The 16,128-nt window shown below is 45.6% G+C and carries 14 protein-coding genes and 2 pseudogenes; 3 read left to right on the top strand and 13 right to left on the bottom strand.

Annotated elements, in window-relative coordinates; all coding sequences use genetic code 11:
* Positions 1 to 146: 146 nt before the first annotated feature.
* From AC07KQ_RS01750 to AC07KQ_RS01730, 5 genes and pseudogenes are all read right to left on the bottom strand, one after another.
* The gene (locus tag AC07KQ_RS01750) at positions 147 to 1,091 is read right to left on the bottom strand and encodes a zinc-binding dehydrogenase (protein WP_003563222.1); all 945 of its coding nucleotides are present in this window, start codon (positions 1,089 to 1,091) and stop codon (positions 147 to 149) included.
* A 72-nt stretch (positions 1,092 to 1,163) separates the two neighbouring features.
* Entirely contained in the window at positions 1,164 to 2,129 is a 966-nt protein-coding gene (locus tag AC07KQ_RS01745) for an ATP-binding cassette domain-containing protein (protein WP_003563220.1), read from the bottom strand.
* 3 nt (positions 2,130 to 2,132) lie between these two features.
* Entirely contained in the window at positions 2,133 to 3,062 is a 930-nt protein-coding gene (locus tag AC07KQ_RS01740; protein ID WP_480156581.1) for a glycine betaine ABC transporter substrate-binding protein, read from the bottom strand.
* Between the two features lie 85 nt (positions 3,063 to 3,147).
* Entirely contained in the window at positions 3,148 to 4,068 is a 921-nt protein-coding gene (locus tag AC07KQ_RS01735; RefSeq protein WP_003574021.1) for an IS30 family transposase, read from the bottom strand.
* 111 nt (positions 4,069 to 4,179) lie between these two features.
* Positions 4,180 to 4,716: pseudogene (locus AC07KQ_RS01730) on the bottom strand (ABC transporter permease); the annotation flags it as partial.
* Between the two features lie 101 nt (positions 4,717 to 4,817).
* On the opposite strand from AC07KQ_RS01730, the gene AC07KQ_RS01725 reads away from it, so the two are divergent.
* The 3 genes and pseudogenes from AC07KQ_RS01725 to AC07KQ_RS01715 all read left to right on the top strand — a co-directional run bounded on the left by AC07KQ_RS01725 (position 4,818) and on the right by AC07KQ_RS01715 (position 7,982).
* Positions 4,818 to 5,426, top strand: coding sequence for a TetR/AcrR family transcriptional regulator (locus AC07KQ_RS01725; protein WP_003563217.1), 609 nt, complete (start codon positions 4,818 to 4,820; stop codon positions 5,424 to 5,426).
* Positions 5,427 to 5,705: 279 nt separating this feature from the next.
* Positions 5,706 to 7,697: a penicillin-binding protein PBP4(5) gene (gene pbp4, locus AC07KQ_RS01720; protein WP_003563215.1), complete on the top strand. Its 1,992-nt coding sequence runs from the start codon at positions 5,706 to 5,708 to the stop codon at positions 7,695 to 7,697.
* 27 nt (positions 7,698 to 7,724) lie between these two features.
* Positions 7,725 to 7,982, top strand: a pseudogene (locus tag AC07KQ_RS01715) (type II toxin-antitoxin system Phd/YefM family antitoxin).
* A gap of 132 nt (positions 7,983 to 8,114) precedes the next feature.
* Here AC07KQ_RS01715 and rbsK read toward each other — a convergent pair.
* The 8 genes from rbsK to AC07KQ_RS01675 all read right to left on the bottom strand — a co-directional run bounded on the left by rbsK (position 8,115) and on the right by AC07KQ_RS01675 (position 16,034).
* Positions 8,115 to 9,044 carry a ribokinase gene (gene rbsK / locus AC07KQ_RS01710; RefSeq protein WP_003563212.1) on the bottom strand — a complete coding sequence of 310 codons (930 nt, stop codon included), beginning with the start codon at positions 9,042 to 9,044 and terminating at the stop codon, positions 8,115 to 8,117.
* 139 nt (positions 9,045 to 9,183) lie between these two features.
* Positions 9,184 to 10,143 (bottom strand): D-ribose ABC transporter substrate-binding protein, encoded by a 960-nt coding sequence (locus tag AC07KQ_RS01705; RefSeq protein ID WP_480156580.1) that lies wholly within the window; start codon positions 10,141 to 10,143, stop codon positions 9,184 to 9,186.
* Between the two features lie 56 nt (positions 10,144 to 10,199).
* A complete protein-coding gene (locus AC07KQ_RS01700) occupies positions 10,200 to 11,180 on the bottom strand; it encodes an ABC transporter permease subunit (protein ID WP_003573417.1) in 981 nt (326 codons plus the stop codon).
* Positions 11,164 to 12,666 carry a sugar ABC transporter ATP-binding protein gene (locus AC07KQ_RS01695; RefSeq protein ID WP_003563207.1) on the bottom strand — a complete coding sequence of 501 codons (1,503 nt, stop codon included), beginning with the start codon at positions 12,664 to 12,666 and terminating at the stop codon, positions 11,164 to 11,166. The genes AC07KQ_RS01700 and AC07KQ_RS01695 overlap by 17 nt, the downstream gene beginning before the upstream one ends.
* A gap of 171 nt (positions 12,667 to 12,837) precedes the next feature.
* Positions 12,838 to 13,230 carry a D-ribose pyranase gene (gene rbsD / locus AC07KQ_RS01690; protein ID WP_013245391.1) on the bottom strand — a complete coding sequence of 131 codons (393 nt, stop codon included), beginning with the start codon at positions 13,228 to 13,230 and terminating at the stop codon, positions 12,838 to 12,840.
* Between the two features lie 60 nt (positions 13,231 to 13,290).
* Complete coding sequence (rbsR, locus tag AC07KQ_RS01685; protein WP_003568895.1) at positions 13,291 to 14,298, bottom strand: ribose utilization transcriptional repressor RbsR; 1,008 nt, start codon at positions 14,296 to 14,298, stop codon at positions 13,291 to 13,293.
* A 1,048-nt stretch (positions 14,299 to 15,346) separates the two neighbouring features.
* Positions 15,347 to 15,535, bottom strand: a complete 189-nt coding sequence (locus AC07KQ_RS01680) for a hypothetical protein (protein ID WP_003659718.1) — start codon at positions 15,533 to 15,535, stop codon at positions 15,347 to 15,349.
* 253 nt (positions 15,536 to 15,788) lie between these two features.
* The gene (locus AC07KQ_RS01675) at positions 15,789 to 16,034 is read right to left on the bottom strand and encodes a hypothetical protein (protein ID WP_003563198.1); all 246 of its coding nucleotides are present in this window, start codon (positions 16,032 to 16,034) and stop codon (positions 15,789 to 15,791) included.
* Positions 16,035 to 16,128 lie beyond the last annotated feature (94 nt).

Raw genomic sequence — 16,128 nt, 5'->3', positions numbered from 1 at the left:
TTAATACCGAATGCTAACTTTTTAGACTAACTCATTGTTGTTCTGTTCAATGTAAAAAGTTATCTTGCAAGAAAAAGCCTGCATGATCAAGATAAAAGGTTTTCGCTTCCCTCTTGAAAATACAGGCGCTTTCGCATTCATCTGACTCAATTAGTGTTCGCAATCACTATGATTTTTCCTAAGTCATGCGGCTTTTCCAAAGCGGCATGTGCAGCACCCACATGCGCCAAGTCAAATTGTTGGATGATCGGCAAACTTAGATGATGCTTCGCAACTAAGGCCAGCATCGCTTGGAACAGACCAGCGTTGACATGCGTCGATTGAAAATTAGTTAAATAGCCCTGAATACTAAATGGACTGAAATTAGGCAAGACCCACTGGCCACCCAATCCACCGGTCACCACCACGTATCCATTTGGTTTCACATGTCGCATTGAGTCTAAAAGTGTCGTGACACCCACCAACTCAATAACACCAGCAAATTGAGTCCTTGTCGCCAGTTCTCCTTGATCTATAAGCACATGGTCAGCGCCGAATTGTCGTAGCTTCGTTACTTTTGTTTTGTCTCGCGTTGTCACCGTGACTTGTAACCCCAATGTTTTCGCCATTAAAAGTGCCGCTAAGCCAACACTGCTGCTCCCACCGCGAATTAATAGTTGATCGCCTTGATTGAGATGCAGTTTGCATAGCGATCCATACGCTGTGTAGAAGCTCTCAGGAATAGTCGCTAAAGCTTCCCACGACAGATCACTTTCAACCGGATATAACTGATCATTCGGTACCAAAGCATATGCTTCATAACTACCATCGAACGCTCGGCCGAAACCACCCATTAAGGTCATGACCTTTTGATTAGATTGTAGCCCACTGTTGGCACTTGTTTCATAGATAACTCCCACCGCTTCAATGCCAATTACCCGTGGCAAATGAACATCAGGTGATCCTCCGGCGCGCGTGATTAATTCAGCATGATTAATGCCAAATGCCATAATCTTCAAGACACTTTTGGTTGCTGTTGCTTTTGGAATTGGACGGTCTTCAGGATCAAATACATTCGCATCTCCAGGATGATTCAACACCATTGCTAACATAATATGGCCTCCATATTCACTAATAAACCCGGTTACCGGCCACCGAGTTATACTTTCAAATTTTACAGTGTTTTAATGATTGCGATAATCGCTCACAAATTGGTATAACTTTTCCCGTGTCAGCAATTGCAGATGATGATCTTTTGTTCTTATGGCCAATTGATCTGCACTGACAAACGCCGTGAAGGCTTCGCGAACCGTTTGCTCTTGTGCTAATTCTGGGCCTTTATACTGATCAGGCATCGGCTGTAAGTACCCTAGGACATCTAGTTTATTCAAATAGACAGCATAAACATCATGAGACATCGATTTCTCGAATAACTGCCGAACAAACGGATCGTTCGGATGCTGCACGATCTCTTGCGGGGTTCCCACCTGCAGCAACGATCCGGAACGCATCACGCCAATCCGGTCACCAAGTTTGAGCGCCTCATCCATATCATGTGTTACGAAAATAATGGTACTCCTGAGTTTACGGTGAATCGTCAAAACAAGTTTCTGCAGTTGGGTCCGCGAGATTGGGTCTAAGGCACTGAAAGGCTCGTCCATTAACACAACTTTGGGCTGAGCAGCAAAGGCTCTTAAAATACCGACGCGTTGCTTTTCACCACCTGACAGTTCATCAGGCATGCGATTGCGGTAAACATGTGGCTCTAGATTGACATCCGTCAAAAGTTGATCAACCAGCCTATTAATCTTTGACTTGTCCGTTCTTTTCATGCTGGGAATCAATGCCACATTTTGCGCGACTGACATGTTTGGGAAAAGCGCAATCTGCTGCAAGACGTAGCCAATTTGAAATCTCAATGTTCGTAAGTTGTAAGTTTCAATTTTCCTTCCATCAAAATAGATGCTTCCTGTTGTCGGCTTCACTAAGCCATTAATCATGCGAATGATAGTCGTTTTACCACTACCAGATGCGCCAACAAGCACGAAGATCTCGCCTCTCTTCACGTTAAGCGAAAAATCAGTCACTGCCGCTTGCTGCGCATAATTTTTCCCAATCTGTTCAAATTTGATGAGCGTCGCAGTCATCATAAGTCATCCCCTAAGCAATTGATGCGTGACTAAATAATGCTTCGCTACCGTAGCAGCCGATTGTTGTTTCACATTCACTTCATAATTCATTTCCTGCATGTCTGTTTCGCTAATCTTGTTAGCAAGTTTGTTGAGTGCTTGAACGATTTCGGGATTTTTAGCAGCAAAACTTGTGTTCATCAGCGGTGCCCCTTGATAAACAGGGAATTGATGGCGATTGTCTGTTAGTGCGATCAGATCAAACTGGCGAATTTGAGAATCTGTTGAGTAACCGTCTGTTAAATTGATTTTGCCATTCTTAAGTGCCTCATAGCGTAAACCCGGATCTATTGATTGCGTCTTGAAGTTTAAGCCATAAGTCGCCTGAAGTCCTTTATAGCCATCAGTGCGATCCAAAAACTCAAGGTCAAAGCCTCCCAATAATTCGGATTGTACTCGCTGCAAATCCGAGATGGTTGTTATGCCATGTGCTTGGGCATACGATCGCTTGATCACAACTGCATAGGTATTGTTATAGGCCATCGGCGCCAAATAAGTCATTTGGAACTGGTGTTTGAGGTCTTGTGCCGCATATTTGTATAATCTGGCTCCCGGCACACCAAGTTGTCTTTGTTGTTTTGATGGCTTAACCAGACTTTCAAGAACGGTCCCAGTAAATTCAGGATAGATATCGACTTTCTGCGTTTTTAATGCATTGAAGAGAAAGGATGTTTGTCCAAAATTAGGCTTCAAAACCACTTTCGTTTGCGGAGCCGCCTGCTCAATAAGATCCTTGTACATATTAATCAAAATATCTGGTTCAGAGCCCATTTTCCCGGCAATGGTGACGGTTCGCGATACTGGATGGACATTCTGATAAATCATCCCAACAACTGGCAGACAGATGATCACCCCAAGTGTTGCCAAAACGTAACGCAATCGGTGTTTTTGCAACCAGTAAATACCACCACTAAAAATGATAGCGAGTAACGCCGATGCAATGGCGCCAATTAATGTCACCTAGATTGCAATAATAAAGTTACCACCTAGAAAGAGGCTTGCTCACTGCTTGAACTGGGGTTTGCCAACGGAGACATTTTCTAGGTTTGTTATTGATAAGCGCTGTGGCTTGTTGAATATCGGTCTCTGAAACCTGATCAAACTGTGTTCCCTTCGGGAAATAGTAGCGAAGTTCTCGATTGAACCGTTCATTTGTGCCCCGTTCATTCGGGTGATAGGCGTGGCAAAAGTAAACCGGTATCCGATAGCGCTTTGTAAGCGCCTGATCGCAGGAAAACTCTTTACCGTGATCAACCGTCACTGATCGAACCGGACCCGGAAAGTCCACCATCAGTCTTGCAAATCCCTTGAGAACAGCATTTTGTGATAAGTTTTCAAGCTTAGTTGTCGCCATTAAACGTGTCACCCGATCGACAATGGTCAAAACAGCAGCCTTTGACCCGCGACCACCGCGAACTGTATCCATCTCTAAATGTCCTTTTTCGGTTCGCCGATTAGCTGACTCACTGCGAATCTCAATTGAGGTGCCTACTGCTTGGTTATAGCGCGACCGAAGGTCTTGTCTTCTTTTATGACGTTTACCGTGATCAAAGAGTTGGCTTGGCTGAAAATCGACTTGTCTTTGATAAATCCAGTGGTAAATCGTGTGTGGCGCACAGTGAACGGCATAACCGACCATTTCAGGGGACCAACCTAGGTTTAGCTTCTCAGTTACCATCCGCTTCAACTTAGGCGTTAAAATCGAGTGCCGACCACAACGATGCCGACAAGTATCGGCATGATCCTGAGCTATAATGGCGCAGTAATCACCTTCAGGGCAACGGTGAAGCTCATGCCTAATAGAAATACGAGAGCGGCCTAAGGTCGCGGCGATGTATTGAATCGTGTGGTGTTGCATCAGTTCTATCTGAGATCGTTCAATTAAGGTTATAATGGCCATGGGACCTGTCCTTCTCTCTAGATGGTATGTTATGCAAACACCATTTTAGCAAGAACGGACAGGTCTTTTTTCACATTTTCTGGGTGGTAACTTTAATTATGCAATCTAGGTCATAGCATTATTATTCCGATCAATGCCTAATAGAATAAAATCGCCAAGGCCGCCTGCGCCGATTAAGGCAGCCAGCGTACCAGTTCCGATTATCATGACGATCGCCTGCCTAATACCAGTCACAATAGTTGGCATAGCCAAGGGGAGTTCAACTCTGAAAATCTTTTCCCTCCTGTTCATGCCAAACGCATCAGCCGCCTCCTCCAAAGCGTCATCAATGCTACCAATCCCCGCCAAGGTACTACTAAAAATTGGTAAGATAGCATAAATGACTAAGGCAGTAATGGCAGGAATCGTACCAATGCCGACAAAAGGAATCAGCAGGCCTAAAACTGCCAACGATGGAATTGTCTGAAAAATCCCCGCTATCTGCGTAAAAATACCGGCAGTTCGTTGGTGATGTACAACAGCAAGTGCCAATGGTAACGCGATGATCAAGGCAAACAGCAACGAAATCAAGGAAATTTGAATATGTTGCCAAATGGCGATTAGTAGTTCTTGCCGTTTCGAGAAGAGTGTTTGAATCAATGCATCCATGAATGCTACCTCCAAGACTTGATCAACCCAAGGTGTTAAACTGATCACGTTCAGTGAATACGTTAATCAAGAATGACAATGACTAAAAAGGGCGGTCAACCATGAAACAAACAAGTCGAGATATTCAAAAACAACAGACAAAGCAAAAAATATATCAAGCCGCGATCAAATTAATTAAGCGGTACGGCTATGCTGAAACCTCTATTCGGCAAATCACTCAAGAGGCCCATGTTTCTTCGGGAACCTTTTACGTACATTACGCCTCAAAACAAGACATCATTCGCGAAAACTATTACGACGAATTGGCCGACTATATCAAGGTCCATTACAGCGAATACCTCAAGAACCATCCCAAAGCATCGATACGTGACAAGATTGTTTATTTCAGTACCTTGCAACTGCATTTGTCAGCTGAACAAGGTTGGGAATTTGTCACCATTGTGTTCACCGCCTTCTTTGAAGAAACGTTGAATCCTAGTAATAACTTGCGTGACTGGGAAATGCTGGACACCCTAAGAAATCTGATGGTACAAGCAAATGATGCCAATATTCTCATCAATCAAGATCCTCAAGCTTCATTTCGCCAACTCTATACCTCTGTTAGAGGCATGATGGCGACATGGGCATATAGCAGAGGCCAGTTTGACATCGTCCAAGAAGGTCAGGCTTATTTGCTGAACATTATAAATGCCCTAATCAGCTTACGGTGAACGTGTTCACTGAACAGGTTCATTATAGATCGGTCAAAACATTTATGCAATTTTTCCGGCATCAATAACCGTCTCTTTTACATTTGTGCAAAAACCTACTGTGGCCATGAACGTCGCTGTCATTTGATTTTAACCAGATCATAAGGATAATAGCTGTCATCTCTATGGTTTTGGGTACTAGCCTTTCAACCAATTTAACTCACCACCATTTCTTCACAATACTCGAACGAGTAGAATGACCATATACACGGAGTAAAATCAGGAAATGGGGAAACTATCATGAAGAAATCGACCCTCACCATTATTGGCGGTGTGGCCGCGGCGATTGTGATCATTGCTGGTGGATTTGGCCTTTATCAGTGGTATCAAGGCAAATCCGAAGCTGACGCGGTTCAGGCCACTGCGCAAACTTATACGCAGGCGTTTGCTAAGCGCCAATATGACAAAGCAGTTAAACAAGTTGATACCAGCCACTTGACTGGACCTGGTTGGCATTATACGGCCAAAACTTTGGCGGCGCGCAATCAGGCGGTTTTTGATCGCGTTGGTGCCAGTGATATCAAGATTACTAATTTGAAAACCAAGAAGTATGACAACAAAACCTACGATCTGACTTTTACAGCTAACATGAACACCAAAATCGGCAAGCTGAGTGCGCAACACTACGAAGCGCCAATTGTTAAAGTCGGCAATGACTGGCGGGTGCAGTGGTCACCACGTCTGCTTTTCCCGTCCATGAATGGCAAAGACACGGTGCAGATTGACCTGATTGCGGCCACCCGTGGCCAGATTTATGACCGCAATAACCAGTTGCTGGCGAAAAATGGCGATGTGACCCAAGCTGGGCTGGTTCCCGGTAAGCTCGGAACCGATTCTGATCGCACAGCCAACTTAGAGAAAATTGCTGCCGCGTGGGACGTCAAGGTTACTAGTCTTGAGACCTTGTTAAAGCAATCTTGGGTCACAGATGATACCTTCGTGCCTGTCAAAATCGTCACTGATTCACCAGTCATGACGGGCGCGGCCTATCAGACGATCGGCTCGCGCACCTATCCCCTTGGCGAAGCCGCGGCCCAGCTCATTGGCTACGTCGGTACCGCGACGGCTGATGACATTCGCAAAGATCCGACGCTAACAGCTAATAGCAAAATTGGCAAAACTGGGTTGGAACAAATTTACGACAAACAACTGCGCGGCACAGACGGTGGTCAGATTTCAATTCAAAACGGCGACAACATTCACCCGCTTTTAACTAAAAAGGCCGTTAATGGCAAAAGCCTGAAGCTAACCATTGATGCCAACCAGCAAAAGACGGCCTACACCCAACTTGCTGGCAAGGCTGGTAGTGTTGTGACGATGAATCCGACCAATGGCGAACTACTGACTTTAGCAAGCTCGCCAAGTTATGATCCAAACGCCTTTGTCAACGGGATCAGCCAGACGGACTATGATAAGTATGCCAACAACACCTCGTTACCATTCCTCAGCCGTTTCGCGCAACGCTATGCTCCCGGTTCAACATTTAAGATGCTGACGGCAGCGATTGCCCTCCAGAATAAGACGATCACCCCGGACACCACCAAGTCCATCTCCGGTCTCAAGTGGCAAAAAGACAGCTCCTGGGGTGACTACAAGGTAACACGCACAGTCGATGCCGCCTCTGAAAACATGACGCAGGCTTTGGTCAATTCCGATAACATCTGGTTCGCCCAAGTAGCACTGAAAATGGGCGCCTCCGCTTACCTCAAAGGCCTCGCACCGCTTTTCAAAACCCAGGCCGACTTACCGCTGACCATGAAAAGAGCCCAGATTTCAAACTCTGGTAAGCTCGCTTCCGAAACCCTTTTGGCCGATACCGCCTATGGTCAAGGGCAGCTCCTCTTGTCGCCAATTGAACAAGCCGCGATGTACAGCACGATTGCCAATGGCGGCACCATGCAGCAACCGACCCTCATTCAAGGCACGAAAGGCAAACGAACCAGCAGTGTCTTGCAGGCCAACGCAGCTAATACGGTTAAAACGGCGCTAACCCACGTGGTTTCTGATCAAGCCGGAACCGCCCACAATCTCGCAATTGACGGCCACACCATCGCTGCCAAAACCGGCACGGCCGAACTCAAGCAAAAGCAAGACACTGACGGCAAAGAAAATGGCTTTTTAGTCGCCATGGATGCTGATAAGAACACCTATCTCACGGTAGCTTTGATTGAAGGTACCGGCAGCGACGATGTGGTGACAGCGATGAAGCCTTATGTTGCTAGTCTTTATTAGGTTTGAATAACAGTAAGGATGATCCCCATGGATGCAATGAGCTACCATCATTTCAAGCAGCATCTTAAAGACCACCTGAAATAAGTCAATGAAGATGCCATCCCATTAGTCGTCACTTTCAAGAATCCAGACGACAATGTTGTGGTGATGAGCAAACGCGATTTTGACGCTAACGAAGAAACGATGTATCTGCTTAATAACCCAGAACTGATGGCCCGAATTCGCCGTGGGGACGGGCAAATTACGGCTGGTAAAGCCAAGCGCCACGATCTACCAAACGTATAATCAGGGCGCGGTAGATCAATTCTCAGTTCAACTAAAACAAGAAAGCTGGCAATCGTGTGAGGTAAGCACGACTGCCAGCTTTCTTGTTTTGATTAAGGTAGGTTTTGATCCAGTGATTTACTCGTTATAACCTCACTTGATTTTCGCTAACGCCGCCCGCACCTCATCCCCCATCGGAATGGACGGGAAGGCGCCGAGTTTTTGGACTGTGAAGGAGCTCGCCATGCTTGCGTATGTCGCAGCCGTGACGATGTTTTTGAGATCTGTCTGTAAAACGCTGGCCAAGGCGCCAATGAAAGTGTCGCCGGCCGCGGTGGTGTCGACAGCCTTGACTTTAAAGGCTGGCACGATGGTTGCTTCGCCATCCAGCGAGATGAAGGAGCCTTTTGATCCTAAAGTGATGATCACCCCGCGAATGCCTAATTCATGATAATAAGCTGCCGAAGCCCGCATGCTGTCTTCATCTACCACCGGAATGCCGGTGATCAGCTCGCTTTCGGTTTCGTTCGGTGCGATGAGATCCACATTTTTCAGCAAAGCTGCTGGCAAATCCTTCTGTGCCGGCGCTGGGTTTAAGATGGTCATCTTCCCAGCAGCTTTGGCAATTTTGAAGGCCTCTGCCGTCGCATCCACCGGCGTTTCAAATTCCGCGACCACAAAGTCGGCAGACTGAATCAAGTCGGCTGCTCGTTGCACATCTGCTGGTGTCACCTCAAAATTAGCGCCATGCTGGATGATAATGGAATTTTGGCCAGAGGCTTGCAGCAAAATGTAAGCCTGACCGGTTTGCGTGCCAACCGTTGTCGCCACATATTGGGTGTCGATTTGGTTCTTGACAAGTTCACCGCGCATGAAGGCAGCGTTGGCATCGTCACCAACTCGGCCAATAAAACTGGTTTTGGCCCCCGAACGCGCAGCCGCAACTGCTTGATTCGCCCCTTTACCGCCAGCCGCTTGCGAAAAGGTGTCCATTTTGATCGTTTCTCCCGGTTGTGGCAACCGTTGAATGTGCAAGATGCTATCCACATTGATACTGCCGATGACAACAACATGATTAGGCATAAAATTTCCTCCAATTGAAACGCGCTCGCTCGTCCAGAAAACGGCCTGCTCACGCTCTAATTAAAAAGGGCCGATAAGTCGGCCCCCTTTTCTAACTTAACTACCAAAGTGCCGGTTAATTTTAAGCGTAGCATGAAGCTTACTTGTTCGCATCCTCGGTTGTCACAAGTGACAATGGTGATTCAACGTTCTTCTTCACCGTTTTACCGTCGAAATGATCATAGGCTGCTTGTAAAGCCAATCGGCCCATTTCTTCTGGCTTCTGGGCAATCGTTGCAGCCATGTCGCCGGCCTTAACGGCTTTAATCCCGTCCGCTTCGCCATCGAACCCGACAATGGTGATCTTTTTACCAGCGGCTTTGACTGCTTGAACCGCCCCTAATGCCATTTCATCATTTTGCGAAAAGATACCGACAATGTCACCATTACCTTGCAAAATATTTTCGGTAACGGTCAGCCCTTTAGCGCGGTCGAAGCTGGCTGTTTGCTTGGACACGATATCGAGTTTGCCTTTAGCGGCGCCATCGAACCCTTTACCACGTTCACGGGTTGCGGATGCACCTGGAATGCCTTGCAATTCAGCAATTTTAGCGTCTTTACCAAGTTTTTCGATCATATACTTAGCCGCCATTTGACCACCTTTTGTGGAGTTAGAAGCGACTAAGGTCAAAACTTTACCGCCGTCACTCGACCGATCAACGGTGATCACCGGGATGCCGGCATCATTGGCATCTTTAACGGCTGGTGTAATGGCACTTGAGTCAACTGGGTTGATGATCAGCACATCAACCTTCTTTTGAATTAAATCTTCAATGTTACTGTTTTGCTTAGCGGTATCATTTTGAGCATCGGAAACTTGAACATTGGTTTTGTTCTTTTTGGCTAAATCTTGGATCCCATTACGAACAGAAACGAAGAATGGATTGGACAGTGTTGAAAGTGAGACGCCAACTTTCAGATCTTTGGGCGCTTTCTTGGTCACTTTTGTGTTGCTGTCCGATTTGGAGCTGAGGCCTGTGCCGCCGCATGCGGTTAAGGTGAATAAAGCTGCCGTCGCAACAACAGCGACCATTAAAAAGCGTTTGAGTGATTGTTTCATGTCAATTTCTCCCCCTAGAGTTTTGTCTTTTGCCGCGAGCACGCGCTCACGTTTTGTTACCCATTATTAGAAGACCGGCGATCGAGCAGAACCGCAATCAAGATCACGATCCCTTTGACAATCTGCTGGTAGAAACTAGAAATGCCCAGTAAGTTCATCCCGTTGTTCAGTGTGCCGATGATCAACGCACCAATCAGCGTGCCGAAAATGCGGCCTTTGCCTCCAGCCAGCGATGTGCCGCCAAGGACGACAGCGGCGATGGCATCCATTTCGTAGGATGTCCCGGCATCTGGTTGCGCGGAGCTTAACCGTGATGTCAGGATGATACCGGCAATAGCAGCCATTAGCCCAGAAATCGTGTAAATCAGCATGGTGACCATTTTGGTGCGTACCCCAGCGATCCGGGCAGCCGTTTCATTGCCACCCAAGGCATAGGTTTTCCGACCAAAAGAGGTCTTGTGTAGCAGAACAAACAGCACACCGTAAGCCACGAGCATGATGATAATCGGAAATGGGATGCCAAACAGATACCCGCGGCCCATGAACTGGAATAAGAAACTGCTGTTCATTTTCGCGCCAGTGATGGGATTCCCGTTGGTGAACACATACGTGGCCCCACGGAAAATGGTCATGGTCGCCAAGGTCGCAATAAATGGCGCGGCTTTCCCATAAGCAATCAAGATACCATTCAGCAAGCCGAAAATGGCGCCGAGAACGAGGCCTGCCAGTAACGCAAGCGGGGCCGCAAAACCGCTGGCAAGCATGGACGCTGTGACTGCCCCTGATAAAGCCAAGATTGAACCGACAGACAAGTCAATGCCGCCGGTCAAAATCACGAAGGTCATCCCGAAAGCAATCACTGCGTTAATCGAGACTTGCCGTAACAGGTTTAAAAGGTTAGCCGGCGATACAAAGGTGGGACTCATGATCGTCACAAGAATGACCAGTACCACCAGTGCCAATAACGGTCCTAACCGACTAAAAATTTTCTTCACATCAATTTTGCTACTTGTTTTTGCTTTAGATTGCTCCTGCATGCTCTTCCACTCCCCCTGTTGCCAGTGTCATGATCGACTCTTGCGTCGCGGTTTTTCCATCTAAAATGCCAGTGATTTTGCCTTCATACACAACCGCAATGCGATCACTCATGCCCAATACTTCCGGCAAGTCGCTGGAGATCATGATAATCGCCACGTGCCGATCGGTTAGTTCATTCATCAAGTCATAAATTTCGCGCTTTGCCCCGACGTCCACACCGCGGGTCGGTTCATCGAGAATCAACACTTTTGAGCCAGAACCGATCCATTTAGCCAAAACGACTTTTTGCTGATTGCCGCCGCTAAGACTGCCTGCGGAGACATCCGGTCCCATCGCCTTGACTGTAAGCCTTTTCATTAACATCCGAACAAATTCATCTGTTGCCTTATCATCCACTAAGCCATGTTTGACGAAGCCATCAATTGAAGGCAAAACGATATTGTCATGCAACGAATCTTCTAGAATAAGCCCTTCATCTTTCCGATTTTCGGTTAAAAAGCCGATGTTATGGCGAATAGCATCTTGCGGATCGCGAATTTTGACCGGCTTGCCATCTAATAAAATTTCACCAGACTGGTATTTATCAATGCCGAAAATTGCCCGCATGATCTCCGTTCGACCCGCGCCCATCAATCCTGAAAAACCAAGAATTTCACCTTGATGCACCGTAAAGCTGACATCCTTGAACACGCCATTTTCGGTCAAGCCTTTGACTTCCATCGCCACTGGCCCGTGATCAGGCGTACGATCCGGATAAAAATCGTCAATCTCGCGACCAACCATGTCCTTGACTAGTTGTTTCATGGTGACATCTTTGGTGGCGTATTCGGTGATTGACAGACCATCACGCATCACGGTAACTTTGTCAGCAATTTCAAAAATTTCTTCCATCCGGTGTGAGATATAGATAAAGCCCACACCTTTTTCCTTGAGCCGCCGCACCACCCCGAAAAGCTGGTCAATTTCCGTTTCGGTCAAGGCTGCAGTCGGTTCATCCATGATGATAATTTTGGCATCGGTCATGAGTGACTTGGCGATTTCAACCATTTGCTGACGGCCAACACTCAAGTTGCCGATTGGTTGTTCAACATCAAGTTTGGCGCCGAGCAGACTAAGATAATGTGCCGCCTGTTCGCGCATTGCCTTATTGTCCATTAAGCCAAACTTGGTGCGCAGTTCCTTATTCAAAAACATGTTGTCGACCACGGACATCTCTAGAAAATTATTCATTTCCTGATGAATAAAACTGATGCCATGCTGTTCGGCTTCCATCGGCCCTGAATACGTGGTTGGCTGACCATCCACCAGAATCTCGCCACTGTTTGCTTGATACAAACCAGTCAGAATATTCATCAAGGTCGATTTTCCGGCCCCATTTTCGCCCATCAACGCATGAACTTCACCTGACTCAACGGTGAAATCAACGCCTTCAAGGACCCGATTGGCGCCAAAACTCTTGGTGATCTTCTTCATTTCGATCTTCATTGTGATTCCCCCAAGTACATGCTGGTGCTTGCTTTTTCTAAACGCGTTCGCCTTGCGCAGAAATCTGCTCATAAGTAGCCTCAAGCCTAAAAGCCATTTAGGCTTGAGGCTACTTATGCTCCGGTTTCTAATCGCGCCAGTTCACGCTCTCTAAACGGTCTGGCTCACGCTCTAAAAAACAACGCCGCTTTCCAATAAAATATTCGAATAAGGTGTCATTTCGCCAGTGCGGACGAAGGCTTTGGTTTTGCTGAGGTCTTGTTTCATTTGATCATGTGGCATAAAAGCGATCGGCACATCGATGAGTTGCTGTATTTGCTTGAGTTGTTCCGGATTTTCAGTTTTGATTTCTTCTGCCAGATAAACCTTTTGGACTTGTAATTCTGATAAAACATTCTTCAGAACATCGATAAAACTCGGCAGATTTTTCGAGACAGCTAGATCAATTTTCCAAGTATCCTCAGGCACCGGCATCCCAGCGTCCCCGATTCCCAGTAGATCAAAGTGCCCCATATCGGCAATGACTTGTGACAGTTGTGTGTTAATAACCGTTCCTTTTTTCAATCAAAACGCCTCCTCTTATTCGGCATCTGCACCCTATTTTTTTAAGATGCACGTTATGCTTTAAATCCGTTTTGTCGATCCGCGCTCAATCAACTTCACTGGCAGTTCAATCACGTTGCGATCTTGATGGTCACCAGCCATCTGGGCCAGCAACATGTCGATCGCGCGTTGGCCAAGTTCGTCAATTGGTTGCGCAATCGTGGTTAACCCGGGGGTCATGAATCGCGCCTGTGACACATCATCGAAGCCAACAACCGCGTAGTCCTCTGGAATCCGTTTATGATGCTCATACAACCCGCGGTAAACACCGCTTGCGACATCATCATTGATCGCAATAATAGCAGTAGCATCAGTTTTGACTATCTGGTCGACAGCCTGGCGCCCGCCTTCCGGATCAAATGTTGCGCGGAAGATTAACTGCGGATCAAGTGCAACATTATGTGAATCGAACGCATGTTGATAACCAGCGAGACGATCCCGCAGATTAAAGGTCAGCGGCTCTGGCAATACTAGCGCAATCCGGCGGTGACCACGTTTAATGAGATGATCAGCGACAAGAAAACCTGCATGAAAATCATCAATACGAATGCTGTCGCCAGATGTCAGCGTGGTAGCCTGATCCATAAAGACCATTGGCAGATGGAGCTGATCTTCCACTTTTTGAACGATCTCCTGTGACGCTTCTGGCGCCGCCAAAATCAAACCACGCTGAGTACCGCCTAAAAACTGACGAATAAAATAATCAACATTCTCATGGAAACCATTAATTGAAAAGATTTGTGGAAAGAGTCCCTGTGGAATGGCTGCCTTTTCGACACTGACCACAAAACTCGCGAAGAAGGGATTCATGATATCGGGTATCACAACACCAATTGAGTTGCCACGCTTACCAACCAGCCCACGGGCAAAGAAATCCGGTTCATAACCCAACGCCTTCTTGGCAGCAAGCACCCGTTTTCGCGATTTTTCGCTAAACCGTTCCCCTTTACCATTTAAAATTTGTGAAACGGTTGTGACTGACAAACCAGTTTCCTTTGCCACATCAGTAATCGAAATCTTCTTTTTCATGCTGTCCACGACCTAAATCATTTGCTAGGTAAAACGTTTTACTTAATCTTGTAAGATCAGCTTAACCTGATTTTGGAAGCGCTGTCAACTACCAAGATTCATTTCTCATGAAACAAAATAGGCTAATATGAGCATAAAGAGGGCATATCCTGTATAAAGACTGCCTCATCAAATACTAAAAAGTGTGTTTATTAATTGCTGGCAAAAAACAATAACCTGATGGCTGAAAGACATATCTGTATTTTGTTTTTGTCTTTCTGTTGTACAACACCTCCACAAATTCACGGTGTTTTACTCGTGAAACAGTGTATAAACTCGTGGAACTTTTTTATAAAGAAAATAGCAAGCACCTTCCTTTTGACGTAGAAGGTACTTGCTACTAATGACTTTTTTTAACGTTCAGATTTCTTGTGCCCCATACCATTAGTTGAAGGGTAGATACTCACTTAATGAACCCCAAATTGATCGCATACGATATTGATTCAAATACGCAGCAACATTACCTGCTTCTTACAAAAGTATTGCAGCTATCGAGTAATATCAGAATAAAAATCACAAATGTCATGATCATAGTTTCTACTAAATCTGGATGCGATGACAGCAATGCAATTAAAAGACTGCCCAGTAACAACACTATCCGAATGCCAAAACCATGTGGACTTTCGGAGAACACCATATCTGAAAACTTTTGCACGAATGGCTTATTTTTAAATAGAAATAATCCAATCAAAAAAATCAACCAAGACATATAGTAAAACAACATTCGAATATCACCTTCCGTATGTGCAACCTGAGCGTACAAATGCGTTCAGTCTGCTAAAAGTGCTATCAATTTTTTAAGGCAAAATTTTACTAAGAATTCCCTCGATCAATTTTGGCCATAAAACTTGGCTTATAGCCCTGTCGGTATCATAAATTGGCACTTGACCTAACCCAGACTGATAGGTGTACCCTACAATTTTTCTGCCGCCAGAAACCTCTGCTAAGCAGTGCGGCGAAAGTTGTCTAAAACTTTTTAACATACAAACACCATTCCTTTAATTGACCGTTACGGTTTCAAGCGTTTCCAGATTTTTGCTGCGGATGGAAGTGGCCAAAATATACTCACGGCAGTCCCTATATATTGTCCAATCTTGTATGCCTGTTTTCCAGCAGCTTCGTAATCATAGTATCCAGAGCCTCCAGTGATGCTTGACAGCGCAGCATCATTTAGAACTAACACTTTTTCACGTGACATATTTTTATCCTCCTAAGCTTATTTGTAAGATAAATATTAATTGCACTTTTACACAAAGTTCTTGTTAAATTTGGGTGCTAGCCCTCCCAGAAAAAATATACCGTCAAAAACAAACAAATGGTTAACTTTCTTTTAAACGTTGCCAATTGGCCGATTAACGTTAAAATCACCACAATTTTTAATGTGTATTAACAGAAAAGTCATCTTTAATTCTCCATAATGTAATATCAATTTAATGAGTCACTTTTCTTAATTACATATCCGATTTCTGCCTTTTGAAGAAGCTGATAAAACGCTTCATTTCATCTTTTTTCAACGCTAGCAATGTGACTATGAGGACAATGATGTAGATGATAGCAGCCAAAATGCCCGACAACACTAAATCCTCTTGAAAACCGGGAATTGGCATGATTAGGAAAACCATAAACGCCCCTGATACCAAAAACGCTATTGCTGTCGCTGCAAAATCTTTCCAATCACTTCTCAACTCATTAGACATCATTCTGACCCTGTTCTTGCTTCATGCCTTCAATATGCAAATTTATCATAAGCCAATTCACTTTGTTCATGGATTATTCTCCCTTTGACATTTA

It is taken from the genome of Lacticaseibacillus sp. YLM2-1, from assembly GCF_056583465.1.
The sequence above is the reverse complement of the archived record's forward strand: the minus strand, read 5'-3'. Positions and strand labels throughout refer to the sequence as shown.

Bases quoted from the DNA above. Each gene is read 5' to 3' on its own strand.
- AC07KQ_RS01745 (WP_003563220.1), bottom strand. From the start codon at position 2,129: ATGATGACTGCGACGCTCATCAAATTTGAACAGATTGGGAAAAATTAT.
- AC07KQ_RS01735 (WP_003574021.1), bottom strand. From the start codon at position 4,068: ATGGCCATTATAACCTTAATTGAACGATCTCAGATAGAACTGATGCAA.
- rbsK (WP_003563212.1), bottom strand. From the start codon at position 9,044: ATGCCTAATCATGTTGTTGTCATCGGCAGTATCAATGTGGATAGCATC.
- AC07KQ_RS01675 (WP_003563198.1), bottom strand. From the start codon at position 16,034: ATGTCTAATGAGTTGAGAAGTGATTGGAAAGATTTTGCAGCGACAGCA.
- AC07KQ_RS01700 (WP_003573417.1), bottom strand. From the start codon at position 11,180: ATGCAGGAGCAATCTAAAGCAAAAACAAGTAGCAAAATTGATGTGAAG.
- AC07KQ_RS01750 (WP_003563222.1), bottom strand. From the start codon at position 1,091: ATGTTAGCAATGGTGTTGAATCATCCTGGAGATGCGAATGTATTTGAT.
- AC07KQ_RS01680 (WP_003659718.1), bottom strand. From the start codon at position 15,535: ATGTCACGTGAAAAAGTGTTAGTTCTAAATGATGCTGCGCTGTCAAGC.
- AC07KQ_RS01705 (WP_480156580.1), bottom strand. From the start codon at position 10,143: ATGAAACAATCACTCAAACGCTTTTTAATGGTCGCTGTTGTTGCGACG.
- AC07KQ_RS01725 (WP_003563217.1), top strand. From the start codon at position 4,818: ATGAAACAAACAAGTCGAGATATTCAAAAACAACAGACAAAGCAAAAA.
- rbsR (WP_003568895.1), bottom strand. From the start codon at position 14,298: ATGAAAAAGAAGATTTCGATTACTGATGTGGCAAAGGAAACTGGTTTG.
- pbp4 (WP_003563215.1), top strand. From the start codon at position 5,706: ATGAAGAAATCGACCCTCACCATTATTGGCGGTGTGGCCGCGGCGATT.
- AC07KQ_RS01695 (WP_003563207.1), bottom strand. From the start codon at position 12,666: ATGAAGATCGAAATGAAGAAGATCACCAAGAGTTTTGGCGCCAATCGG.